Annotated in this window: 20 protein-coding genes and 1 tRNA gene; 11 read left to right on the top strand and 10 right to left on the bottom strand. The window is 60.1% G+C overall.

Annotated elements, in window-relative coordinates; translation table 11 throughout:
* Window positions 1–97 precede the first annotated feature (97 nt).
* Both C1719_RS10460 and C1719_RS10455 read left to right on the top strand, forming a co-directional pair.
* On the top strand, window positions 98–1354 hold the full coding sequence (locus C1719_RS10460; protein ID WP_180963564.1) for an MFS transporter: 1257 nt from the start codon (window positions 98–100) through the stop codon (window positions 1352–1354).
* A gap of 114 nt (window positions 1355–1468) precedes the next feature.
* Window positions 1469–1648 (top strand): hypothetical protein, encoded by a 180-nt coding sequence (locus tag C1719_RS10455; protein WP_102375049.1) that lies wholly within the window; start codon window positions 1469–1471, stop codon window positions 1646–1648.
* A gap of 354 nt (window positions 1649–2002) precedes the next feature.
* Here the strand turns inward: C1719_RS10455 and C1719_RS10450 are convergent, their stop codons facing one another.
* The 3 genes from C1719_RS10450 to ahcY all read right to left on the bottom strand — a co-directional run bounded on the left by C1719_RS10450 (window position 2003) and on the right by ahcY (window position 4537).
* Window positions 2003–2980, bottom strand: a complete 978-nt coding sequence (locus C1719_RS10450) for a LysR family transcriptional regulator (protein ID WP_102375048.1) — start codon at window positions 2978–2980, stop codon at window positions 2003–2005.
* A gap of 134 nt (window positions 2981–3114) precedes the next feature.
* Window positions 3115–3189: transfer RNA gene (locus tag C1719_RS10445), tRNA-Thr, on the bottom strand.
* Between the two features lie 88 nt (window positions 3190–3277).
* Window positions 3278–4537: an adenosylhomocysteinase gene (gene ahcY, locus C1719_RS10440; RefSeq protein WP_102375047.1), complete on the bottom strand. Its 1260-nt coding sequence runs from the start codon at window positions 4535–4537 to the stop codon at window positions 3278–3280.
* A gap of 295 nt (window positions 4538–4832) precedes the next feature.
* Here ahcY and C1719_RS10435 point away from each other — a divergent pair, with 295 nt between their 5' ends.
* Entirely contained in the window at window positions 4833–6155 is a 1323-nt protein-coding gene (locus tag C1719_RS10435) for a glycosyltransferase family 2 protein (protein ID WP_102375046.1), read from the top strand.
* A 95-nt stretch (window positions 6156–6250) separates the two neighbouring features.
* Here the strand turns inward: C1719_RS10435 and C1719_RS10430 are convergent, their stop codons facing one another.
* Window positions 6251–7030 carry a ComFC family protein gene (locus tag C1719_RS10430; RefSeq protein ID WP_245874498.1) on the bottom strand — a complete coding sequence of 260 codons (780 nt, stop codon included), beginning with the start codon at window positions 7028–7030 and terminating at the stop codon, window positions 6251–6253.
* Window positions 7031–7577: 547 nt separating this feature from the next.
* Here C1719_RS10430 and C1719_RS10425 point away from each other — a divergent pair.
* Window positions 7578–8582, top strand: coding sequence for a substrate-binding periplasmic protein (locus C1719_RS10425; protein WP_245874497.1), 1005 nt, complete (start codon window positions 7578–7580; stop codon window positions 8580–8582).
* Between the two features lie 214 nt (window positions 8583–8796).
* Here C1719_RS10425 and C1719_RS10420 read toward each other — a convergent pair whose 3' ends face one another.
* The 6 genes from C1719_RS10420 to C1719_RS10395 all read right to left on the bottom strand — a co-directional run bounded on the left by C1719_RS10420 (window position 8797) and on the right by C1719_RS10395 (window position 15466).
* Window positions 8797–9726: a SufB/SufD family protein gene (locus C1719_RS10420; RefSeq protein ID WP_102375044.1), complete on the bottom strand. Its 930-nt coding sequence runs from the start codon at window positions 9724–9726 to the stop codon at window positions 8797–8799.
* 38 nt (window positions 9727–9764) lie between these two features.
* The gene (locus tag C1719_RS10415; protein WP_102375043.1) at window positions 9765–10541 is read right to left on the bottom strand and encodes an ABC transporter ATP-binding protein; all 777 of its coding nucleotides are present in this window, start codon (window positions 10539–10541) and stop codon (window positions 9765–9767) included.
* A 131-nt stretch (window positions 10542–10672) separates the two neighbouring features.
* Window positions 10673–13567, bottom strand: coding sequence for an insulinase family protein (locus C1719_RS10410; protein ID WP_245874496.1), 2895 nt, complete (start codon window positions 13565–13567; stop codon window positions 10673–10675).
* 308 nt (window positions 13568–13875) lie between these two features.
* On the bottom strand, window positions 13876–14298 hold the full coding sequence (locus C1719_RS10405; RefSeq protein ID WP_102375042.1) for a hypothetical protein: 423 nt from the start codon (window positions 14296–14298) through the stop codon (window positions 13876–13878).
* Window positions 14295–14840 carry a flavodoxin domain-containing protein gene (locus tag C1719_RS10400; protein WP_180963563.1) on the bottom strand — a complete coding sequence of 182 codons (546 nt, stop codon included), beginning with the start codon at window positions 14838–14840 and terminating at the stop codon, window positions 14295–14297. The genes C1719_RS10405 and C1719_RS10400 overlap by 4 nt, the downstream gene beginning before the upstream one ends.
* A complete protein-coding gene (locus tag C1719_RS10395) occupies window positions 14837–15466 on the bottom strand; it encodes a TetR/AcrR family transcriptional regulator (RefSeq protein WP_102376033.1) in 630 nt (209 codons plus the stop codon). Before C1719_RS10395 ends, C1719_RS10400 begins: the two co-directional genes overlap by 4 nt.
* 576 nt (window positions 15467–16042) lie before the next feature.
* On the opposite strand from C1719_RS10395, the gene C1719_RS10390 reads away from it, so the two are divergent.
* From C1719_RS10390 to C1719_RS10360, 7 genes are all read left to right on the top strand, one after another.
* Window positions 16043–17428, top strand: a complete 1386-nt coding sequence (locus tag C1719_RS10390) for a TrpB-like pyridoxal phosphate-dependent enzyme (protein WP_102375040.1) — start codon at window positions 16043–16045, stop codon at window positions 17426–17428.
* Window positions 17429–17918: 490 nt separating this feature from the next.
* Entirely contained in the window at window positions 17919–18755 is an 837-nt protein-coding gene (locus tag C1719_RS10385) for an ABC transporter ATP-binding protein (RefSeq protein WP_180963562.1), read from the top strand.
* Window positions 18752–19546, top strand: coding sequence for an ABC transporter permease (locus C1719_RS10380; protein ID WP_102375038.1), 795 nt, complete (start codon window positions 18752–18754; stop codon window positions 19544–19546). Before C1719_RS10385 ends, C1719_RS10380 begins: the two co-directional genes overlap by 4 nt.
* A 38-nt stretch (window positions 19547–19584) precedes the next feature.
* Window positions 19585–19962, top strand: coding sequence for a hypothetical protein (locus tag C1719_RS10375; RefSeq protein WP_102375037.1), 378 nt, complete (start codon window positions 19585–19587; stop codon window positions 19960–19962).
* A gap of 53 nt (window positions 19963–20015) precedes the next feature.
* A complete protein-coding gene (locus C1719_RS10370) occupies window positions 20016–21053 on the top strand; it encodes a histone-lysine N-methyltransferase (RefSeq protein ID WP_102375036.1) in 1038 nt (345 codons plus the stop codon).
* Between the two features lie 159 nt (window positions 21054–21212).
* Entirely contained in the window at window positions 21213–21851 is a 639-nt protein-coding gene (locus C1719_RS10365) for a DAK2 domain-containing protein (protein ID WP_219717849.1), read from the top strand.
* Window positions 21852–21942: 91 nt separating this feature from the next.
* Complete coding sequence (locus tag C1719_RS10360; RefSeq protein WP_102375034.1) at window positions 21943–22941, top strand: dihydroxyacetone kinase subunit DhaK; 999 nt, start codon at window positions 21943–21945, stop codon at window positions 22939–22941.
* The last annotated feature ends 3 nt before the right edge of the window (window positions 22942–22944 follow it).

Here is a 22944-nt window from a genome sequence, read left to right as displayed (position 1 = left end):
AGCGGAGCGCCGAGAGATGCCGCCTTGCTTTGCGGCATGCATTGAGATTGTAAATCGATTACGTAATCAGGATTGCTTAGTCAGCGAGGTGGCTGTAATGAAAGAGCTGCTCAGAAGCATTGCGGGCTATTTCAAGGTTCAGCATTTGCTTTTTCTTATTCCTATCGGGGCCTTCGCCATTTACGACAGCGTTTTTTCGGCGTTCTCCTCTGTTCTGGCCATGTTGTGGGAGATGTATCCGGATGTTCCCCGCGCGGGGATCCAGATGATCCTCGCCGTGCCTTCGCTCGCCAGCATCCCCACCACCTTGTTGGCGGGGATTCTGACATCGTTTGTGCACAAGAAGACCATCGCGGAGATCGCCCTGGCGTTTCTGCTGGTCGGCGGACTTGCTCCGGCGGCGATCGCGGAGCCTCACATCGGCTTGCTGTTTGCGAGCAGCGCCCTTATCGGCATCGGGCAGGGGTTGCTGCATCCCCTTGCGAGCATGCTGGTATGCCAGTATTGGGAAAGCAAGAGCGAGCGCAGTCGTGTGCTCGGTTTCAAGCAGGCGATCAACTACCTCGGCGCCGCCGCCGTTTCCCTTCTGGTCGGTTTTCTAGCCCTCATCCAATGGAATTTCGCGTACCTGATATACATAGGCGTTATCCCCGTTCTGATTATCACGGCTACGCATCTGCCGAAAGGCCAGTTAGAGGAGCGCCTGATCAAGCGTCGGCATCTGTCCTCGGGGGTAAGAAAGCTGCTTACTCCCGCCTTGGCCTACGCATGCTTCATCTTTTGCGCGGTGTCGCTTTTCAACTTCGCCTTCCAGTCGAACATCGCGATGCTCATCAACGAGAAGGGCTTCGGCAACGTGGTGGACACTGCGGCGATCACAGCGATACTCCAAATCGCCTCGTTTGCGGTCGGCGTTTTTTACGGGCAGATAGTCAAGTTGTTTCGCCGATATGTGCTTCTGCCCGGGTTGGCCTTGCTTACGGTGGGTTTTCTGATGGTTGCGCTTGCGCCCGATATGCTGGCGGTTCTCGTCGGGGGGACGATTTTCGGCATAGGGGCGGGGATCCAGTATGTCACCACGCTGTACAGCACGTCGAAATCGGTAGATCAGAACGTCGTGTCCATGGCGCTTTCGCTTGTGCTGGCGTTGACGTCGCTCGGCTTCTCCGTCTCTCCTCTCGTCATCGAGGGCGTGAAGGATTTGCTGTTCGGCGCGGGAGGCGGGGCCGATCTGTCGATGATCGTCGCCGGTGCGGGATGCGCTGTGCTGTTCGTTATCGAATGCGTTCACTGTCGGTTCTTTGCGGGCGACGACCGCCTCGATGAGACCGTGCCCGACGAGCTGATGGATTGAGCTCGCCTCTGCCGCGCGGCCTGCTGCGAGCGCAGTGCCCTTCTGCGTGGCTCATCGGCCCCGCCTGCAGACGTGCGTTTCGAGTTACCTGTACGCCACCCGAAAGGAGCGATTGTGCCTGATTGCTACATGTGTTTGCCGACATGCGAGAACTGCAAGCCCAAGATGGTCGTGTGCGCGGAATGCGGTGCGCGTACGCTCATGGATCTCAAGGCCTGCCCGCTGTGCAAAGCCCCTATTACCGAAGAAGCGCGCGAGCGGGCGTGGGAAGAGTGGCGTTCTCGGCATGAATAAGAGCGGCTGCGCTGCGGGCGGGTCTGCGCGCGTCCGATGCGGTATCGAATACGGGAAGGAGCCGATCACATGTGCTATCCATGCGTGAATTGCGGAAAATGCGGAGCGAAGCTCCCGCCTGCTCAGATTCGCTGTNCAACCAAGCGGGAAAGTGAGAAAAGGGGGGGGCGAGGCCCCCGCCTGCTCAGATGCGCTGGCCGAAGTGCAAGACGGGGCTTACCGCCAAGCATCCCGTGTGCGAGAAGTGCGGTTGGCGCCTGCCGTTGCCGCCGGGCAGCGCCCCGGGTGCAACCGGCGCCGAGGGGCGATCCGCCCGGATGTGATTTTCGCTCCGACGGCTTCGGCGGTCGGCCTCTACCCGATATCCTTCAAGTAGGCAACCTTTGCATGATGCTCGATATCCGTTGAGACCACGCGTTCGACGGTTTCGAGGAATTGGTCGATGGAGCTCTTCTGGTAGTCGTCGCGGAGGACCAGATACGACGTGATGCGGGCGCGATCGTCGTCGATGGGGCGACTCATCATGTCGCGCTGCATGCTCAATAGAGGCGATGCGGCTACGGCGGGCGAAATGAGGAATATCGCTTTTTGGTCATGGGTGTTCATGAAAAACTCGTTGAGCGTTTCGCTTGAGTACGTTTGCAGGTTCGGTCTCATTCCCAGGGCCCTGTTGAAGAGGTCGAGGATGGCGAATCTCATGGGGTCGAAGCAGCGCGTGGAGGTCATGTTGATGGGCGTGTGCACAAGATCGTCTAGCATGAGCGTTTCCTTGGCGGCGAGGGGGTTGCTTTCGTGCATCCAGACGCTGAGCTGCTCTTGTATCACAGGGAAGAAGATCAGGCCCTTCTTCTCGCTTACCCTGCCGATCCTGTCCGTTCCATTGCAGTCGACGACCATCGCGATGTCGATCTTGCCCTCTTCGAGCAGCTCGATCGACTTCCTGCCTTTTTCCGAATAGTACTTGGTCATTACATAGGGGTTCTCGAGCTTGAGCCGCGATACCGATTTGAACAGGATTTCGCTCATCAGGTCGACGATGTAGGGTTCCTGGATGGTGAGCGCCTCGATGTTCTGCTTCGATATCTCGTGCACGCGCTTTACAGCGTCTTTGTACAGGTGGTGAATCTGGATGGCGTCTTTGAGAAACGCAGCGCCGGCAGCGGTCATTTCAAGGTCTTTGCTGCGTGTGATCAGGTCGACGTCGAGTTCTTGTTCGAGTTCGGAGATGTGCTTGCTCAGGGTGGGCTGCGACATGTTCAGGTTGTTCGCCGCGGTGGTGAAGTTCAAGTAGTGGGACAAGACGATGAACTCGTACAGGGATTCGATTTTCAATGCAGATTCCCCCTTTTTCGGATTGCTCCTTGTTTATCACATTGTATCACCTGAAGCGCTGCTCTTTCCCTGCGTCCGGCATCGCCCGACAACGAAACGGGGCCGGGCGCAATGCCCGGCCCCGCCGTTTTTTCTGGAGCCAGTGACAGGATTCGAACCTGCAACCCGCAGTTTACAAAACTGCTGCGCTACCGTTGCGCCACACTGGCACGTCTTAGGGACGCGAAAGCGTATTGTACGATAAACCGCAGAAAAGGAAAAGCAGAACTTAACGCGTCCCGCATTGCCTCATTCGTTCTACACCGTGCCCATTTCCCATGAGTTCATGTACTTGATCTGCTCGTCGGTGAGCGTGTCGATCGTAACGCCCAGGGTTTCGAGCTTGACTCTCGCGATCTCGTTGTCGATGTCCTCGGGTACGACGTAGCAGTCGGGCTTCATATCCTTCGCATGGGCGAGCATGTATTCGGCGCACAGGGCCTGGTTCGCGAAACTCATGTCCATGACCGACGCGGGGTGCCCTTCGGCGCCCGAGAGGTTCACGAGGCGGCCTTCGGCCAAAAGCACGATCGTGCGGCCGTCTTCGAGCGTGTACTCGTCGACCATCGGCTTGAGCTCCTGCTTCTTCGTTGCATGCTCCTCGAGCCACGGGATGTTGATCTCCGAATTGAAGTGGCCGGAGTTGCAGATGATCGCGCCGCTCTTCATGTTCTTGTAGCACGGCTCGTCGATCACGTTGAGGTTGCCGGTGACGGTCACCCAGATGTCGGCTATTTTTGCGGCCTCTTCTCGCGGCATGACGGAAAACCCGTCCATATGGGCTTCGAGCGCCGCGGTCGGGTCGATTTCGCACACGACGACGTTGCAGCCCATTCCCTTCGCCCGCATGGCGAGGCCCTTGCCGCACCAGCCGTATCCGGAGACGACGAACGTGCGCCCGGCGAGCAGGCGGTTCGTTAGGCGGACGATGCCATCGAGGGTTGATTGGCCCGTGCCGTAGCGGTTATCGAAGAAATGCTTGGTCTTCGCCTCGTTGACGGCGACGATGGGGTATTTGAGCGCTTCCTGCTTCGCCATGGCCTCGAGGCGGATTACGCCCGTCGTGGTTTCTTCGGTGCCGCCGATGATGGATGCAAGCGCGTCGGGACGGCTTTCGTGGATGCGTCCGACGACGTCTGCGCCATCGTCCATGGTGATCTGGGGCTTGGCGTCGATGATCGCATCGACGTGGTTGTAGTAGGTTTCAGTGTCCTCGCCCTTGATGGCGAAAACCGGTACGCCGTAGTGCTTGACGAGCGCGGCGGCGGTATCGTCCTGCGTCGAGAGCGGGTTCGATGCGCACAGATACACTTCGGCTCCTCCTGCGACGAGCGTGCGCACGAGGTTGGCGGTTTCTGTCGTGACGTGCAAGCAGGCGCCGATCCTCACGCCTTCGAGCGGACGTTCGCGCTCGAAACGTTCGCGGATGCTTGCCAACACGGGCATGTCGCGGTCTGCCCAGAGTATTCTTTCGAGTCCCGCGTCGGCCAGTTCGATGTCTTTGATGTCGTATTCCATGATTGTCCTCCTAAAACTACAACAGGGTAGCATATGGATTGAATCTCATGGTCGCCAATTATGGAGGCGGTGTGCAGAACCTCTGTTGAATACGGCGATTCGCGCGGGAAATTCGGAAGAAAAGGTAACGAAGGTGGCATCTTCGGGGACTTTTCAAGTCGAAGTGACTATAATTTGTCCAGCTTAAACACCCCTCACATGCTCCCTCTGGCGCAGAAGCCCTTGGAATACCGTGTGTCGGGAGAGGAAGGCAGGCGACGTATGGGACGGCGCCTAATAAAGGAGCTTAGGAAAAGTGTTCGACCAATTCTTTTCGCAGATATCGTTTGTTGACGTGTTCAACTTCTGCGTGTTCATTACGTTCAGCATCTGCTACACCTACCAGCTCTATTACGTGTTCGTGGTGCTGACCCGCAAGCCTCCCAAGCATGTGGCTGAAAAGAATCATCGGTTTGCCGTCATGATCTCGGCGCGCAACGAAAGCGCGGTCATCGGCGATCTCATCCACAGCATCAAGGTGCAGAACTACCCTCAAGAGCTCATCGATATATTCGTCATCGCCGACAACTGCGACGACGATACGGCCGAGGTTGCACAGGAAGCGGGTGCGACGGTTTTCAAGCGGTTCAACAACAAAGAAGTGGGGAAGGGCTATGCCCTCGACTACGGTTTCTCGTGCGTGCGCGACCGCTATGCCGATCGCGGCTACGAAGCTTATTTCGTGTTCGACGCCGATAACGTGCTCGACGTGAACTACTTCCGCGAGATGAACGCAACGTTCGATTCGGGCGCGAAGGCGTCGACGAGTTACCGCAATTCCAAGAACTACGATTCCAACTGGATTTCGGCGGGGTATGCCGTCTGGTTTTTGCGAGAGGCCAAGTTCTTGTCCCAAGCGCGCCTTACGCTCAACACGAGCTGCGCCATTTCGGGCACCGGTTTCTTCATCGCCGCCGACATAATCGAAAAGCACGGCGGCTGGAAATGGCATCTGCTCACCGAGGACATAGAGTTTTCGGCTCAAAGCATCCTCGATGGCATTCGCATCAGCTACTGCCCGACGGCGATTCTCTACGACGAGCAGCCCATCACGTTCCGTGACTCGTGGAACCAGCGTTTCCGCTGGGCAAAGGGTTTCTACCAGGTGTTCGCCCACTACGGCGCGCGCTTGGCGAAAGGCACCGTCACCAACCCCAAGGGCAAGCGTTTCGCCTGCTACGACATGCTCATGACCATTGCTCCGGGCATGCTGCTCACCATCGTGGCGGTCACGTTCAACGCAATCATCCTCGCTCTGTCGGCCGCGGGCCTCATGTCGACGGGCATCGCCATCGCATCTTCGGTATCTTCGATCTTCTTCTGCCTGTTCAACTACCTTGTGTTCATGTTCATGTTCGGCGTGCTTACCACGTTCGTGGAATGGGATTCCATCCATTCGACCACGGCGAAGAAGGTGCGCTATATGTTCACGTTCCCCATCTTCATGCTCACCTACATTCCTATCGCGCTCGTGGCTCTTGTGAAGAAGTGCCAGTGGACGCCGATTCGCCACAGCATTTCGGTGGATGTGGCGGAGCTTTCCGATGCTCACAGCCAGAAGAAGGGCGAGCGCATCTAGCCTTGCGGCGGGCATCCGCCCGCACGCTTAGCCAAACTCCTAGACGGCGGCTTCGGCCGCCGTTTCTGCGTTCGGTTCGTTTTCCAGGGCCCGGTTCACCAGACGCGGGCGAACGTGAGGCAGCTCACTTCGTTGCATCCAAGCGCGCCGAGCGCATCGGCTGCATCGGCGAGCGTCGCTCCCGTTGTGCAAACATCGTCGAGGAGCAGTACGCGGCTGGGGCTGCGCGCGCTTGCGAGCGGGGAAAAGCGCCCGATCATGTTTCGGGCACGGCCCTTCCTGCCAAGCGCCCGCTGATCGAGGCTTTTCGGGCGGGCGAGAAGCGGCTCGACGCCGATGCCGAGCCGCTCGGCCGTCGCCGTTGCCAAAAGCTCAGCGTGGTCGAACCCGCGCCGCCCGAGCGCCGAGCGCGTTGCCGGCACGAATGTTGCGACCGCAGGATCGCCGCCTGCTCGACGCAGCCATTCGGGCGGGACGAGCGGAGCCATGATGCTTGCCATGGATTCAGCCAGGCGGCGCTCGCCCCTGTCCTTGTACGCGGCAACGATGCGCGCCGCATCGGATCCGTACTCGATCGCGCTTCTGCATGCGCCGTACGGCAGGGAGCTCCTTCCGAGCGATCCGAGCATGACGGGATTGCATTCGGTGCAGAGGGTCGAGCCGAACGGCGCGCCGCATCGGGGGCACGCACGCCAGTAATCGATGAAGGGAGGCGATCGGCGACAGCGCTCGCACAGCACCGATCCCGGTTCGTCGCATACGGCGCAGCGGGTGGGCCAGAGCGTTTCGCATGCGGCGCGCGCCAGAAGCAGCCCGGCTGTTGCGGCAAGGCTCGCTCTTGCGGTTGTCTGCACTCGGTTCATATGCCCCAGCATAGCGGGTCCGCCTTGCACGGCGAAGGCTGCGGCTTCGCCGTGCCGCGACGCCGATCCGACGGGGTTTGCAGTGCGATCTTGCCCGGATGGAGTCTCGGTCTTGCGTCAAAACGATCTCGATCTTACGAGCGCATGCCTGATTGTTTGTCTTTCGGGGGCACACCCGATGCGAGTTGGGTGCGCGCGTACACCGAGAGGCTGAGCCGAGGCGTCGCACTGCGCATTTTAGATGCGTCCTCCTCGGCGCAGGGCATTTCTGCTACACTAGCAAGCACGCTTCTTTCGAGTCTGTAGTTGCGGGATTATTCCCTAGTCCACGGCAGATGCGGTCGAAAGGACCCACGTAAGTTATCGGGCGGCATGCCGCGCGGTAACGAGCATGGCGCATCCTAGATGTAAGCCGTACCGCCCGTTTTATGCGCGACATACGGTTGCCTCGGGCGAGAGGGTCATGGGTGCAAGCTCATCCCCGGTACGCGGGTGTGGGGGCAAAGACTAGGTCAGTCGAAGGAAGCGCACATGGCAATAACTAGATGGAGGCATAGCAGTGTTTAAGCGTCTAGGAACGCTCGTGCTCGGGTGCATGCTGGCCCTCGGCACGGCTTTTGCGCTGGCAGGTTGCGCGACCCAGGATTACAAGCCGTCGGAGAAGAATCCTTCGGTTTCCCCCGATACCATTATCGAGGAAGGCGTGCTCCGCGTAGGCGTCACCGCCGAGAACAACACCCCGTTCGCCGGTCAGGCATCGGGCAAGATCGTCGGACTCGACGTTGATATTGCCGCAGCTCTTGCCGACAATCTGGGTCTCAAGCTCGAGATCGTCGATGTGGGCACCGATGTCGATGCCGCGCTTGAGAACAAGCAGGTCGATATCGTCATGGGCGTCGACAAGACGAGCGCGCAGGTGAAATGCTGGCGTTCGGAGGTATATGTGGAAAGCGCCGTTGCGCTGTTTGCCGCACCGTCGACGACCGCGGTTCCCACGAAGGATTCCGCTCCCAAGATCGCTGCGCAGAGCTCCTCGATGAGCGCATGGGAAGTGACTAATCAATTCGGCGACGACGCTTTGAGCGCGACATCCGATCTGAAGGGCGCATTCGAAGCCGTCAGCTCGAATTCGGCGCAATACGCAGCTGCGGATGCGGTGATCGGTACATACGCCGCTCATACCTCGAACGTCGATGTCCATATCGTGGCGCTCATGCAGAATCCGAGCGGCTATTGCATCGGCGTGCTCGACACCAACACCGACCTCAAGACCACGATCAGCGATGCGCTTGCGAGCCTGACGGGCAACGGAATCATCTCGCTGGTCGAAAGCAAGTGGCTCGGTACGGCTGTCGACCTTTCGAACATTCCCCTGACGGCGGGCGCGGCTAACGCGAACGCCGCCGATACGACAACCGGTTCGACTGACGGGGCCGATGAACCCGCAGGCGACCAGGGCGATGCGGCCGACGCTTCGGCTGACGGCGGAGAGAGCGCCGATTCCGACCTCGAACCGGGATCCAATGCCGTGCAGCAACCGGAAGGAACGGGCGATTCCGCGTAAAGCGAAAGGCCTTTGCAGCTTCGGTAAGCCGTTTAGATCGATTGAAACGAGAAAAGCCCGCACTCGCGGGCTTTTTCATGCGGCGTGCCCGCTGTGAGAATCAACGGACACGCAAGCGCGCGGCCGACACCTGCCTGTGCGATAAAAATAGGCGCTGAACTGCTTCAGCGCCTATGATCGTACACTATGCGGCTTGTGCGCGCCTATGTGTGAATCAGCTCAAGAAGTCCTCTAAAATCTCCTGTTCAGCCTCTTCTTCGGTCAGGCCGAGGGTCATGAGCTTCGTGATCTGGTCGCCTGCGATCTTGCCGATGGCGGCTTCGTGCACGAGCATTGCGTCTTCGCTTGCGGCTTCGATGCCGGGGATGGCCGTGACTTTCGCCTTGCCCATGATGATGGCGTCGCACTGCACGTGCCCGCGGCATTCGGCGTTGCCGATGACGAGCGGGTTGAACACCTGCACCGAGTTGTCCTGCGCAACGCTGCGCGAGATGACCTGCACGCTCGAACCTTCGCCGTTTAGCTCGACCTTCATGTTCGAGGTGGCGATCTGATCGTCGTGGGTCAAAAGCTTTTCGGTCAGCACGAGCTTGGCGTCGCGTGCGAGCTCGGCGTTCGTGTCGCGTACCGTGGATGTGACACCGCGCAGCTGGGTGAGCTCCATCTCGCAGCTCGAACCGTCTTCCATGTACACGTTCGTGACGGGGTTCAAGATGCGATCTCCCGTGCCCTTGCCTTCTCCGTAATGCTTTTCAACGTAGCGGACGTGGGAGTTCTTGCCACAGTAGAAGCTGTGTATTCCGTCGTGTTCGGATGCCTCGTGGCTTTCGTTGTGGATGCCGCAGCCCGCGATGATGGTCACGTCGCAGTCATCGCCGATGTAGAACGTGTTGTACACGACGTCTTTAAGGCCCGCCTGCGTAACGATGACCGGGATGTAGACGGTCTCGCCTTTGGTGCCCGCCTTGATGTGGATATCGATGCCGGGATTGTCGGTTTTTGTGGCTATCTCGATGTTGGCCGATGAGTGGCGCTCGACGAGTTGGCCGTCTTTGCGGATGTTGAAGGCGCCTTTCGGCATGCCGTGGATGTTCGCTATTTCCGCCAGCAGCCCCTCGTCGATGGGGGATAAATCGACTGCCATGGTTACTCCTTACAGTTGCAGGTTTTGCAGACGGCGGGTTAGCACGTCGTCGGGATTTCGGTCAGATGCAGCTCGGGCGGCTGCGTGAAGTTGCAGATGGGGTTGTCTTTCGCCATGAGGCCGAGCTGGGGGATCAGCTCGGTGGCGGGGCCTTGCGCCTCCACGCGGCCTTCCTTGATCCATACGATGTCGTCGGCAAGCTGAATGATGCGCTCCTGATGCGAGATGATCACGATGGAACGGCCGTCGCGGGCCTCGTGTATGTCGCGGAACGTCTCGGTCAGCCTGTCGAAGCTCCACAGGTCGATGCCCGCCTCCGGCTCGTCGTAAATTGCGAGCTTGGGATCGCGCGCGAGGATCGTGGCGATCTCGATGCGCTTGACTTCGCCGCCCGAGAGGTTCTTATCGACTTCGCGGGTGAGGTAGTTGGCCGAGCAAAGGCCGACTTTGGACAAGTACTCGTTGCAGGACAGCATCGGAAGCTTCTTTCCCGCCGCGATATCGAGGAGCTTTTTCACCTTCATGCCCTTAAAGCGGGCGGGTTGCTGGAACCCGTAGCCGATGCCGAGCTTCGCGCGCTCGTCGATGGGCAGTTCGGTGATATCGGTCCCGTCGAAGACGATAGAACCCGATGTCGGCATCTCGACGCCCATGATGAGCTTGGCGAGCGTTGACTTGCCTCCGCCGTTGGGGCCGGTGATAACCGTGAACTTGTCATCTTCGATGGCGAGCGACAGGTTGTCGATTATGCGCCTCTTTTCGTTCGAGCCCTCCGAAACGGGGACTTCGAACACGAGGTCCTTGATCTCTAACATGCTATACTCCGTCTCTCGTGCGATTTGATACTCAATAAGTAACATTCAAGGCGCGTACCGTCAAGCATCAAACCGATCAATACTTTTCACTGGCTCATTCTACCGTTAAATGCCAGCGTGGGCACGTCTTTTTACCCGAGCAGGTCGATGACTTCGTAATCGGACGAAGAGCCTTCAATGATGCCGCGGTTGCCGAATGCGCAGCGCACGTCGTGACCGATCACGCGAGCGAGCTCTTCGCCGTGCCGACGCAGTTTGCCCGGGGTGGTTTCCAGCAGCTGCTCGCGGGTCTTTTCGCGGTATCCCGCCGGTCGTTCGCAGAAGAAATCGCCGTCCTGGCGCCGTGCCATGTCGCGCGGTTTGACAGGCGCGTCCATGCCCGCGACCGAGCTGATGATGTAGCCTCGCATCTCCGACTCGTCGGGGTCGAACGAGGCGAGCCATGCCGCCGCGCCGTCGAAGCGGGCTATCGTCTCGTCGAGGTTGGGATCGCGGTAGGAGTGGAACTGCATCGCGCCCGAGCGCAATGCCCGGAATCCGGCTCCGTAGGCACCGCCTTTTACGCGCACCTCGTTCCAGAGATAGTCGTAGGAGAGGGCTTTCGAGGCTACCTGCCAGCTTCCTTCGTAGGATATTCCCTCGAGCCGCGCATTGTAGCCCTTTGCGGCGAAGCATACGTCGGCGGGCACGATGAACGCCTCGTTCAAAACGCGCGGTTCGGGGACGACGAGGGCGTTCGGTTCGTCGGAGCGGTCGAGTTCGAGCGTGCCTGCGAGCTCCCAGAAGCGAGAGCGGTCTTCCGGGGCGCCCGTGAAGCTCACGATCGTTCCGTCGACGGCGAATATGCGCTGCGCTGTGCTGCGAAGCCTTTCGACCAACGCAGGAAACCGCGCGTCGAAATCGGCGAGGAGGCTTTTCAGGAACCGGTAGAAATCGACGCCGCTCAGCTGCTCGCGGATCAGGGCCGATTTCGATACGTAGGACGAACAGCGCAACAGCGCCGAGGAGTTGCCTGCGGTCGCGTATCCTTGTTCCATGCGGATTCTCGTCTGCGTGAGTATGTCGCGGATTTTTTCGGGGTTGTCGAAATTAGTCGAGCTCCTGATCTCGAGCGGAAGATCTACGGCGTGGGCGATGTTTTCGGAAAGCGAGCTGGTGGCTATCACGAATTTGGGAGAGATCGCATCGGCGTCCTGCTCGCTTGCGTACACATCGACGAAGAAACGCAGGCTTCCCAGGTAGGTTTGGGTGAGCTTGTCAAGTTCCTCTGCGCTGTGCCCGCGCGTATCGAGCTTGCCAAGCAGCATGGCCAAAAGCGTCGCGTAAGGCAAGTCTTCGAAAGAAAGCCTGCCCATATCGAAATAGGCGAACACGTAATCGATGCCCCGGGTGGGAACCTCGTGATACAAACACGGCAGGGGGGTGCTGTCGATGCGCTCCCAGGCGGGCTGTACGGGCGCTTCGGCAATATCGTCGAGCGTGAGCAGCGGCAGGGTCGCGAGCGCCTCGGGGGAATCGGGGTCTTCTTGGAGGCGGCGAAGCGCGGCCACCTCGTCCATCACCGATTCGATGTCGGCTTCGTCCATGGTTTCCCTCACGGCCGCAAGGCGCGCTTCCTCGCAGTTCTCGTCGAGGCTTTCCACCGGCTCGAGGATGGCGAGCGCCCTATGATCGTTTTCGAGGACGATTTCGCGCAACAGGTTTTCGAAGTAGCCTTCCGGGGCGCGGCGGCGCAATTCGGCGAACGCGTCTTCGAAGCGCAGGTAATCGGTTGCCATGGAGTCGTCGTAGAGCCACCCGGCCATCGCGCTCATGGCGAGCACCACGCCGTCGGCGGTTCCGAAATCGCGCTCGCGCAGCAGGAACTCGGCGCGAGCAAGCGATGCTTCGATGCGTTCGGGATCGAAGCCCTCGTCGACCAGCATGCGGGCCGTCTGCTCGACCGTTTCGCAAAACGCATCGGCGGTATCGGGCTTCGAGCCCTTTGTCATGACGAACAGCGCCGGTTGAAGCTGCGCGTCGATGAGATAGCCGTCTACGTCGTCGGCTATGCCGGCTTTGAGGAGGGCTTTCTTGAGCGGCGCTTCGTTCGATCCCATGAGCACGTCGGCGAGGATGTCGGTGGCGATAACGCGCAGCCGATCGCTTGCCCGTCCGATGACGTAGCCAAGGCCCATCGCAGCGTTTTCGGGCGCGGTCTCCATCTGCTTGACGATATCGAGATTCACGACGGGAGCCTGCAGCTCGAGCGGGTTGGGCGCTCCTGCGGGCTTCTGCTCTTCGGAGAGATAGCGTTCGTCGAGGAATGCGAGCATGCGGTCGATGTTCATATCGCCGTACAGCACGATGTAGCTGTTGTCGAGGCGGTAGTGACGGGCATGCTCGTCGAGGAACTGCTCGTAGGTGAGCTCGGGTATGACTGCGGGATCGCCGCCCGATTCGTGCGCGTAGGCGGTGTCGGGGAACAGCGCCGCGGAAAGCGCGTTGTAGAGCACCGAATCGGGATCGGAAAGGGCGCCCTTCATCTCGTTGTACACGACGCCGTTGTAGCGCAGCGGCTCGTCGGGCCCGTCGATCTCGTAGTGCCATCCCTCCTGCTCGAAGATGGCGCGCTTCTCGTAGATCGCGGGGTGGAGAACGGCATCCATATAGACGTCCATGAGGTTCAGAAGGTCCTGCTCGTTGGTGCTCGCCACCGGGTACATCGTTTTATCCGAGAACGTCATGGCGTTCAGAAACGTTTGCATGGAGCTTTTGATGAGGTTGACGAAGGGCTCTTTGACGGGGAATTTGTCAGAGCCGCACAGCACCGAGTGCTCGAGGATGTGAAAGACCCCCGTGCTGTCTGCGGGGGGAGTTTTGAACGCGATCGAGAACGCTTTGTTTTCGTCGTCGTTCTCCAGAAAGAGAAGCCTGGCCCCGCTTGCCGTGTGGCGCAGCGTATAGGCGCGGCCGTCGATTTCTTCCAGGTTTTCAGCGGATTCGACTCTGAATCCGTGCAGGGTCATGCCGATTTCGAGATTCAAGGCAAGCCGCCTTTCTGTGTGTGGCGCGGCGTGCGGAAGATGCTTGCGGCATCGATGTTTCCTCGTCGGTGCAAGCATCCGGCAACCGTGCGTATCCGTTTCGTGTATCGCCGCTTATGATACCGCTAAACCGGACGCGCGGCAGCGCGAGTAGCCGATGATCGCGAGAACCGTAGGGAATCGGTTACCGGGGGCGTCGGTTGGGGCTGGGTGGAACTTGCGTCCGAAAGCCGAGCCGCTGCAGCTTGCGGCTTCAAACGAGTGCGTGCGCACCCGGGCTTCCCATGGCCGGCGGCGCTGAGCGCGACCTACCGTGCGGTTCGGGCCGCCATCGCCTTCGCTGCGAGTGCCGTTTGCGCAATGCCGATGACCAGGTAGAAAACCGAGGCGACATTCGGGAGGTACAGCATTTCGAACGCGCACCAGCCGATGAGGAGGATTCCCGCGGCCAGCGCCCAGGCGCAGGCCGCGGCTTTACGCGAGGAAAACAGCGCGGTGGCGACGATGTTCGCTATGCCGTTCACGAGCAGCAGGGCGAGTCCCGGCCAGAAGAGGTTTTCGATCATGAAGCCGGGCAGGGGCAGCGCCTGCAGTGCAGGCACGAGATCCGATAGCCCCATGGGCGCATCGTCTGCCCAGATCATCATGATCATGCCGAATATGGCGGCGCATGCGCCGTTGAGGGCGCAGATAATGCGGAGCGCGATCTCCTGCTTTCGGTCGCAGGTCATTCGCCTGCTCCTCTCACGCAGTCGCGCAGCGGTGCGATGAAGGCTCTTTCGGTACCGTCGAATCCGGCTTTCATCTCTCGGTCCATCACGGCTATTCCGGGGTCGCTCTCGGCGAGCTTTTCGGTGCGGGAAAAGAACACCTTCATCATGGTGCGGTCGAGCGCCCCGAGCTTGTCCATCGAGAAGCCCCCGCGCATGTAAAACCAGGGAAGGTCGGGGTATTCGGCTTCGGGAAACGTCCGCCGCACCGCTTCTTCGATCTCGGCGGACGAGCCGCCTTGCTCGGGCATGGGGCTCGCCCCGGTGGCGAACAGCACGAACCGTTTCTCGGGGTGCGCGGCGATCTGCCGCTTGAGCCATTTCGCACCTGGAATCGATGCGGCATGAAACCAGCTTCCGAATATTACGGTATCGAAATCCGCCAGATCGACGGCGTTTCGGTTCTTGTAGGCTATGGCATCGCATCCGATGTCTTCGGCGATCCATCGGGCGTAGCGTTCGGTGTGGCCGGTTTGCGAACAGTAAATGACAACGGGTTTCATGGAAGCTCCTTTGCGGTTGCGTGCGAGAGGTAGAACGATTCGAGATGCGCTTCGATCAGGGGTCGGGCTAGATCCCATGACGTCCCATCGTGCAGCATGAGGAACACGGGCCCGTAGAATTCAAGGGCGAGAAGATGGGCGTCGGCCCGATCGAACTCCCCGGTTCCCATCAAGTAGGCGAAAACGGTTTCCTGCAGCCTGATGGGCTGTTCGGCGAAAATGAGGCGGTAGGCGCGCGTCGTCTGCTGGTTTTCGAACTGATTGATCACGAGCAGCTTGCGCAGGCGCACCATATACGGATCGCAGAAAAGAAACTCGAACGTTGCGAGCACCTTCTCGCGCAACTGGTCGAAGGGGATGCTGCCGTAGCCGCTCGCATCGTCGGTCGTGAGGAACAGGGCCCCTCGGCTCCGAAACCCTTCGCCCATGCTCTCGAGCGCCCGTTCGATAATGGAATCGAATATCGCCTGCTTGCTGGGGTAGTGGCTGTACAGCGATGCATCTTTTATCCCGACGGCTGCGGCGATGTCGCGTACGGTCGTGGCTCGGAATCCCTGTTCCGAGAAAAGCCGCATGGCCTCGTCGAGAATGACGGTTTTTGTATCACGGGAGCGTTCCTTTCGCATGAAGCGTCTCCTTTTGCGGATTTTGGGCGGCATCGCGCGTCTCTGCAATCGCCGTGGGCGCCGATGCCAGCGGCGAGTTCAAGCTAGCGTTCGCTAGCCACAATACTAGCAAATGCTAGCTTTGTAAAGAGGAAGGTTGATGGCTTTGCCGGAGCTTCTCGACTCCATGGGGCGCATGGTTCGAAAAAACCGCGATCGCCCGGCTCGTTCGGCAAGCCGACCGACTGGAAGCGATGCATATCGGATGGAATGTTGCTTGCGCTTATCGGAAAGTTGTGTATACTAGCCCCAACCCGAATGAAAGGTTCGCATGTACCAGGCCAAGAACAACAGCTTCATGATGAACGCGCAGAGCGCGTCTATGAACTGTGCTTGGTGGTGGAACGGAACGCAATAATTCGGGTTATCGACAGCTTCTGTTCTCGCTTACATACAAAAACGAACAGCTCTCGGTGATCCGGGAGCTTTTTTGTTGCCCGAAAGCCGAAGCTGAACTCGAAACGAAGCAGGCGAGCGGGCGCGCAAGGCCGAAACCGAAGCGCAGGTACGCAAGAGTTGAAAGAGAAAGGAACCGCAATGGAAAACGCAGTGCCGCACCGTCTGTACCTCAAAGAAGATCAGATTCCGACGCAGTGGTACAACCTGCGCGCCGACATGCCCGAGCCGCCCGATCCCATCCGCCTCCCGAACGGGGAGATCGCCGAGCCCGAGCAGCTCGCGCCGGTCTTCTGCGACGAACTCGTGCGCCAGGAGCTCGACGATGAGACGGCCTACTACGACATCCCCGAACCCGTGCGGGAAATGTACAAGATCTATCGGCCCTCGCCGCTGTGCCGCGCCTACAACCTCGAGCGCGCGCTTGGCACGCCGGCCAAGATCTACTACAAGTTCGAGGGCAACAACACGAGCGGCTCGCACAAGCTCAACTCGGCTATCGCCCAGGCTTATTATGCAAAGGCGCAAGAGCTCACCGATATCACGACCGAGACCGGGGCGGGCCAGTGGGGCACTGCACTCGCAGAGGCGGCCGACCACTTCGGGCTCAACCTCGATGTGTTCATGGTGAAGTGCTCCTACGAGCAGAAGCCCTTCCGTCGCAACATCATGGAAACGTTCAGCGCCAACGTGACGCCGTCGCCTTCCGATACCACCGAGATCGGCAAGAAGATGCTCGCCGAGAACCCCGATTCTTCCGGGTCGCTCGGCACCGCCATCTCGGAAGCGGTCGAGCGGGCGCTCAACGTGCCCGAAAACAAAGGACGCTACACGCTCGGCTCCGTTCTGAACCAGGTGGTGCTCCACCAGAGCATCATCGGGCTCGAATCGTACGAGGCGTTCAAGGAGCTCGGCGAGTACCCCGACATCGTGATCGGATGCGCGGGCGGCGGTTCGAACCTCGGCGGCCTGATCGCGCCGTTCATGCGAGACAAGATCAAAGGCATCCATCCCGATACGCGGTTCATCGCCGTCGAGCCCGCGAGCTGCCCGTCGCTTACGCGTGGCCGCTACGCCTACGATTTCGCCGACACGGGCAAGACGTGTCCGCTCGCTAAAATGTACACGCTCGGCAGCGGTTTTCTTCCAAGCCCCGACCATGCGGGAGGCCTGCGCTACCATGGCATGAGCCCGATCGTCTCGAAGCTCAAAGCAGACGGTTACCTCGATGCGGTTGCCGTGAAGCAGACCGACATCTTCGCCGCAGCGGTCGAATTCGCCCGCCTTGAAACCATCCTTCCCGCACCAGAGAGCGCACATGCGATCTTCCAGGCTATGGAGGAGGCCAAGCGCTGCGCCGAGACGGGGGAGGAAAAGACGATCCTCTTCGGACTCACGGGCACCGGCTACTTCGACATGGTGGCCTACGATGCGTACAACCGAGGCGAGATGACCGACCATATTCCCACCGATGAGGAACTCGAGGTGGGGTTCGCTTCCATCCCGAGCATCCCCGGGGTGCAGTAGATCCGTCGGCCTGCCGCGGGTCATTCTGCGGCAGGCCGACGAAACAACCAGGTGCGGAAGCGAAAAGCCTGCGATTTGCACGAAAATTGCCAGATTCATACATCCAGGGGGTTCGGGAGCGTTCCCGAGCCCTTGCATTGCGCACGATGCGGACCGTTTTCCCAGTTCGCGAATAACGCAGGCGTTTTGCGGGGCGGAAACGGGCGCGAAGGGGATCTCCGACGTCGTTCGAAATGTATGAATCTGGCAATAAATGTGCACATGGCACGCGATGGCGGTCGCGCCGGCCGAAAGCGGGCCGACTCGCAGGCAACGGGGCCGTACCGTTTGCTCTCGGCATCTGGCTTCTCGTTTTGCCCGTCGCTATACTGTCTTTGCAGACAAGACCTTCATTGATTTCGGAGAGCTGCGGAAGGGGTGGGCCGATGGCGGCGTCAACGGCTGCTTTTGCCGATATCGTATTCTGCGCGCTTCTCATAGGGGCGTGGTGGTGGAACAGGCGGCAGAGGTGACCGCCGCTCTGTTTCGCGTCGAAGACATGACCGTGTCGTACCCGCGTGCTTCCGGGCGCGCGAGGCTCTTCGCAGGGTTGGGCTTCGCCCTTGACGAGGCGACCATCTACGATCTTGTCGGTCCTTCCGGCTCGGGCAAGTCGACGCTTCTTCGCGCGTGTGCCCTCATGATCGAGCGTGAAAGCGGACGCTTGTATCTTGGAGGCGAATCGAGCAGCGATATGCCGGTGACCCAGTGGCGCAAACGCGTCTGCCTGGTTCCCCAGAAGCCCTCGCTCGTATCCGGTACGGTGCGCGATAACCTCGTGCTTCCATGGACGCTGAAGGTTCGCGCAGACGAGAGCGCACCGCGCGACGGCGAGCTCGCCGATCTGCTCGCGAAGGCCGAGCTCGGCGACGTTGAGCTCGAGCGCGACGTCTCGCAGCTTTCGGGCGGACAGCTTGCCCGTATCGCACTGTTGCGCGCTTTCGCTGCCAAACCTGCGGTATTGCTGCTCGATGAGGTCGATGCGGCGCTCGACGCCGATTCCGCTTGCGCGATCGGACGGCTTGCCGCGACGCTCGTCGGTACGGGTATGACGTGTCTGCGCATTCGCCATCGCGCCGCTGACGGGTTCGCTGCAGGAACCTTCGAGCTCAAAGCGGGCTCGCTTTCGTACAGCGAGAACGCCGGGGGCGCTTTGCCGTGCGCCCGATCGGCTGAAAGGCCCGAGGGCACCGAAGTAGCGGAAGCGTCCGTTTCCGAGGGCGCCGAAACGGCGGCCGGTTCTTTCGGAGGCGGCGAGGGAGCCGTATCCGCAGGAGGTGCGCGATGAGCTCGGGCGTCGTGGAGATCGGGTATTTCGAGCTCTTCGCAGCGAGCGCGCTCATGCTCGTGGCGGGCCTCGTTTCTTACAAGCTCGAACTCGGGCAGACCAAGCGCATCGCCGTATCCACGGCGCGCTGCTTCATCCAGCTTCTTGCCGCGGGCTTCGTACTGAAATACCTGTTCGAGTGGCAGACATGGTGGCTCGTGCTGCTTGCGCTCGTATTCATGATTTCGGCTGCGACCCAGATCGCCACCTCGCGCGTCAAAAGCGAGATCAAGGGGCTTGTTCCTGCGGTGTTCATCTCCCTGTTCGTCTCTTCGGTGACGGTCGGGCTCATCGTGGTGGAAGGGGTCGTCCATGCAGAGCCATGGTACAATGCCCGCCAGCTCGTACCCATTGCGGGAATGATCATCGGCAACGCCATGTCTGCGATCGCCGTTGCCATCGACCGGCTGTTCTCCGATATGGATTCCCGCTCCGACGAGATGTTCACGCTCGTGGCTCTGGGAGCAACGGCGCGCGAGGCCGCGTTCCCTTCGATCAAGGCGGCTATCGGGGCGGGCATGACGCCGGTGCTTGCGACGATGTCGGCTGCGGGCATCGTGACGATCCCCGGCATGATGAGCGGTCAGCTGCTTGCCGGAGCCGATCCTCTTGCGGCAGCGAAATACCAGATCGTCGTCATGCTCATGCTGTCGGCTGCCAACACGATCGCCATCGTCATGGCTTGCTTCCTCACGTATCGCAGGCGGTTTAGCGCCGATGGATATTATTTGGACAAGGGCATTCGGGAATAGAATCAATCTATAATCGCTCTAAACGCGAAAGGGTGCCCATGGATCGTGAAGGAACATACTCTCTCATATCGGTGAACGCCGATGATGACGAGGAGATCGTCATCCAGACGGGCGTTGCCCGCGAATCGGCCGAGAAGCCGGGCGATGGCCTCCCGGAGAAAAGCGAATGCGAAGAAGGCCGCGTCGAAGGCGATGAGCCGGGGGCCGTCTTCGAGACGGAGCCCGAGGGCGAGGCCGCCGTCGCATCGCCGCCCCGAAAGCGGCGTGCGCCCCGCGCGGGCGAACAGCGTTATCGGGAAACGACGCAGGAGGATCTCGACAGCGTCGAACCGATGTCGAAAATGCAGAAGATCGTTTTGGGCTGCATAGTTCTGCTTATTGTCGGTTTCGTCGTCTACTACCTGTTCTTGCGGTAAAATAGCGCTGCCCTCGTGCGCTTCGGGCGCAGAATGCTAGGAAGGTTTACACGATGCCAAAACATGCACGAACCGATTCGAATACCGAAGAATTTCTTGAAGACGAATACCCCGATGCGGTCGAAAGCCTCGAGCCCGATGTGAGCGCTCCGATGCTGATCGGCGATCGGGAACCCGCTCAGGCGGGCATGGTGGTTGCCGAGCAGAAAGGCGGTCGCGGAAGACACGGCGATAAGAAGCTCAAACCCGAGCTCTCCGCTCAGCAGCGCAAATCGCGCCGTATGCGAAGGCTGCTCATCGTGGTTGTCGTATTGCTCGTGGCATTGATCGGCGCGCTCGGCTACTTCACGTGGATGCTGTTCCAGGAAAGCCAGAATCTGGCGACTCAGCAGGCGCAGCAGCAAAGCGACCAGGAGGTCGAGGCGCTGCAGGGAAGCGAGGCCCAGGACGCTTCGACGATTGCGACGAAGACCACCGAAGTCCCCGATTTGTCTCAGCTGATGGGGATGACGCAAGACGAGGCGGTTGCCGCCCTGAAGCGCGGTGCCACCGTTACCAGCGAGCGCCAGGTCAACGAAGAGGGCAACCCCGTCAAAAGCTCGCTCACCGTGGCCTTGACCGACGAACCCGCAGATTCGCGCCTCGGTACGCCGACGGTGTATCTGGGTCTCGACGAAGACGGCGCCATTGTCATGACGGGCTACTCCGCCGCGATGTCGGCCCTCGGGTTCGGAACGCTGAGTTTCGCCGATGCGGTCAAAAACGAGAACATCGTGGAAAAGACGCTCGGCGAAGCGGGAATCCAGGTTGAAGCCGGTTCGGCGAAGCTTCCCGAAGACAAATCGGAGTACTCTACGTACGCATCGGATGGAACGACGCTCGTGCAGGAGAAATGCTCGTTCTCGGGCACCGTCGTGATCGACGAAGTCGAATACAACTGGTCTGCCGTGCTCATGTACGATTACAAGCTCGCGAACGCTTCGGGCAATCTCGCCGATACGATTCGCCAGATCTACATTTACCTTGAAACCCCGGGGGCGGAGATCGAGGAGCCCGCGGAAGGCGAAGCAGATGCGGAGACGCAGGCGTAGCGACGGCGCGGGCGCGGCGCGTCTGCGGGCGCGGGCCGACGAAGGGCATGTGCAACGCATGCGCCCATCTTGCATAAGTGCCTTAATGCTGATTGACCTCGCATGATAGAGCGTGTTAGAGTTCTCGGTACCAGTACTTTCGTCTACAGGAGGTTCGCGGTGATAGACAAGCGCACGGTATCCGCCATGTTGTTGGAAAGCGCCGATCTGCTCGCTTCCGAGAGCGATCTTTTGAGCGAGATCGACTCGAAGTTCGGCGATGGGGATCATGGCATCACCATGTTGAAGATCGCCAAGCTGATCGAGCAGGAAGTTGCCGCATGGGATGACGAGTCCATCGGAAGCTTCCTCGACGGACTCGGCTGCAAGGCCATGGAGGTGCGCGGCGGTTCGGCCGGACCTCTATACGGCACGCTCATCAGCGGTCTGGGCTTCGAATTGTCCGACGATGAGGACGAGCTGGGACCCGATGCGGTGAAGCGCATGTTTTCCGGATGCCTTTCGGAGATGCAGGACATCACGACGGCCCAAGTGGGCGATAAGACCATGATGGATGCGCTCATTCCCGCGTGCGAGGCTGCAAAGGCGGCGGCCGATGATATCGAGGCGATCCTCGAGGCGGCTGACGATGCGGCTGCGGGCGGCGCGAGGGATTCCGAGCGCTACCAATCGAAGTTCGGCCGCGCGAAAAGCTACAAGGAGGAGACCATCGGCACTCCCGATGCGGGGGCGATATCGACTTCTCTGTTCATCCGCGGGCTGCACGAGGGTTATCTGAAGGCCCTGCAATCGCACTAGAGCATTTGGCATTATCCTGCCGCCCGACGGGCGGCAGGTTCGTTTCGGGCGCATGTGCCCGGCTAAGGCATCCGTACGAAGGAGGAGCATCATGAAGATGAAGAAATTCATCAACGATCCCGACGATCTCACCGCCGAATTGCTCGAGGGTCTGGCGATGGCCAATTCCGACATTCTCGAGCTCGGCGAGCAGAACATGGTAATCAACAAGAAGCTCGCCGATGCCGACCGCGTGACCATCGTCACGCAGGGCGGAAGCGGCCATGAGCCTGCGATCGAGGGCTTCGTGGGCGAGGGCATGGTCGACATCGATGTGGTGGGCGACGTGTTCGCCGCTCCCGGGCCGCAGGCTTGCGTCGATGCCATCAAACTGGCCGACAAGGGCAAGGGCGTGCTCTACATCGTGCTCAACCATGCAGGCGACATGCTCACCGGCAACATGACCATGAAGCAGGTGAAGAAACTCGGCCTCAATGCCGTGAAGGTCGTCACCCAAGAAGACGTGTCCAACGCGCCGCGCGAGAACGCCGACGACCGCCGCGGCCTTGTCGGCTGCATTCCCACCTACAAGATCGCCGGCGCGGCGGCGGCGGAGGGCAAGAGCCTCGAAGAGGTTGCCGCCATCGCCCAGCGCTTCGCCGACAATATGGCGACGCTTGCGGTAGCCGTGCGCGGCGCGACGCATCCGCAGACGGGAACCCTGCTGGCCGATCTTGGCGATGACGAGATGGAAATCGGCATGGGCCAGCATGGCGAAGAGGGCGGCGGCCGCCAGCCTATGAAGTCGGCGGATGAAACGGCTGCCATTATGGTGAACGCGCTTGTCGCCGATATCGGCATCGAGGACGGCGAGAAGGTCATGCTCATAATCAACGGATCGGGTGCGACGACGCTCATGGAGCAGCTCATCGTATATCGCGCCGCCGTGAAGGAGCTCGAGAAGAAGAACATCGAAGTGGTGGCCAATTTCGTCGGCGAGATGCTTACCGTGCAGGAGCAGGCGGGTTTCCAAATGTTCATGGCCCGCATGGACGACGAGCTTCTGCGCCTGTGGAACGCACCCTGCAACACGCCTTACCTCAAGAAGTAGGCC

The organism is Raoultibacter massiliensis (assembly GCF_900199545.1).
GTDB classification, from domain to species: domain Bacteria; phylum Actinomycetota; class Coriobacteriia; order Coriobacteriales; family Eggerthellaceae; genus Raoultibacter; species Raoultibacter massiliensis.
The sequence above is the reverse complement of the archived record's forward strand: the minus strand, read 5'-3'. Positions and strand labels throughout refer to the sequence as shown.

What these genes read in the sequence shown, in the direction of transcription:
- C1719_RS10460 (WP_180963564.1), top strand. Translation starts at nt 98, where the DNA reads ATGAAAGAGCTGCTCAGAAGCATTGCGGGCTATTTCAAGGTTCAGCAT.
- ahcY (WP_102375047.1), bottom strand. Translation starts at nt 4,537, where the DNA reads ATGGAATACGACATCAAAGACATCGAACTGGCCGACGCGGGACTCGAA.
- C1719_RS10430 (WP_245874498.1), bottom strand. Translation starts at nt 7,030, where the DNA reads ATGCTGGGGCATATGAACCGAGTGCAGACAACCGCAAGAGCGAGCCTT.
- C1719_RS10420 (WP_102375044.1), bottom strand. Translation starts at nt 9,726, where the DNA reads ATGGCAGTCGATTTATCCCCCATCGACGAGGGGCTGCTGGCGGAAATA.
- C1719_RS10415 (WP_102375043.1), bottom strand. Translation starts at nt 10,541, where the DNA reads ATGTTAGAGATCAAGGACCTCGTGTTCGAAGTCCCCGTTTCGGAGGGC.
- C1719_RS10405 (WP_102375042.1), bottom strand. Translation starts at nt 14,298, where the DNA reads ATGACCTGCGACCGAAAGCAGGAGATCGCGCTCCGCATTATCTGCGCC.
- C1719_RS10400 (WP_180963563.1), bottom strand. Translation starts at nt 14,840, where the DNA reads ATGAAACCCGTTGTCATTTACTGTTCGCAAACCGGCCACACCGAACGC.
- C1719_RS10395 (WP_102376033.1), bottom strand. Translation starts at nt 15,466, where the DNA reads ATGCGAAAGGAACGCTCCCGTGATACAAAAACCGTCATTCTCGACGAG.
- C1719_RS10390 (WP_102375040.1), top strand. Translation starts at nt 16,043, where the DNA reads ATGGAAAACGCAGTGCCGCACCGTCTGTACCTCAAAGAAGATCAGATT.
- C1719_RS10380 (WP_102375038.1), top strand. Translation starts at nt 18,752, where the DNA reads ATGAGCTCGGGCGTCGTGGAGATCGGGTATTTCGAGCTCTTCGCAGCG.
- C1719_RS10375 (WP_102375037.1), top strand. Translation starts at nt 19,585, where the DNA reads ATGGATCGTGAAGGAACATACTCTCTCATATCGGTGAACGCCGATGAT.
- C1719_RS10370 (WP_102375036.1), top strand. Translation starts at nt 20,016, where the DNA reads ATGCCAAAACATGCACGAACCGATTCGAATACCGAAGAATTTCTTGAA.
- C1719_RS10360 (WP_102375034.1), top strand. Translation starts at nt 21,943, where the DNA reads ATGAAGATGAAGAAATTCATCAACGATCCCGACGATCTCACCGCCGAA.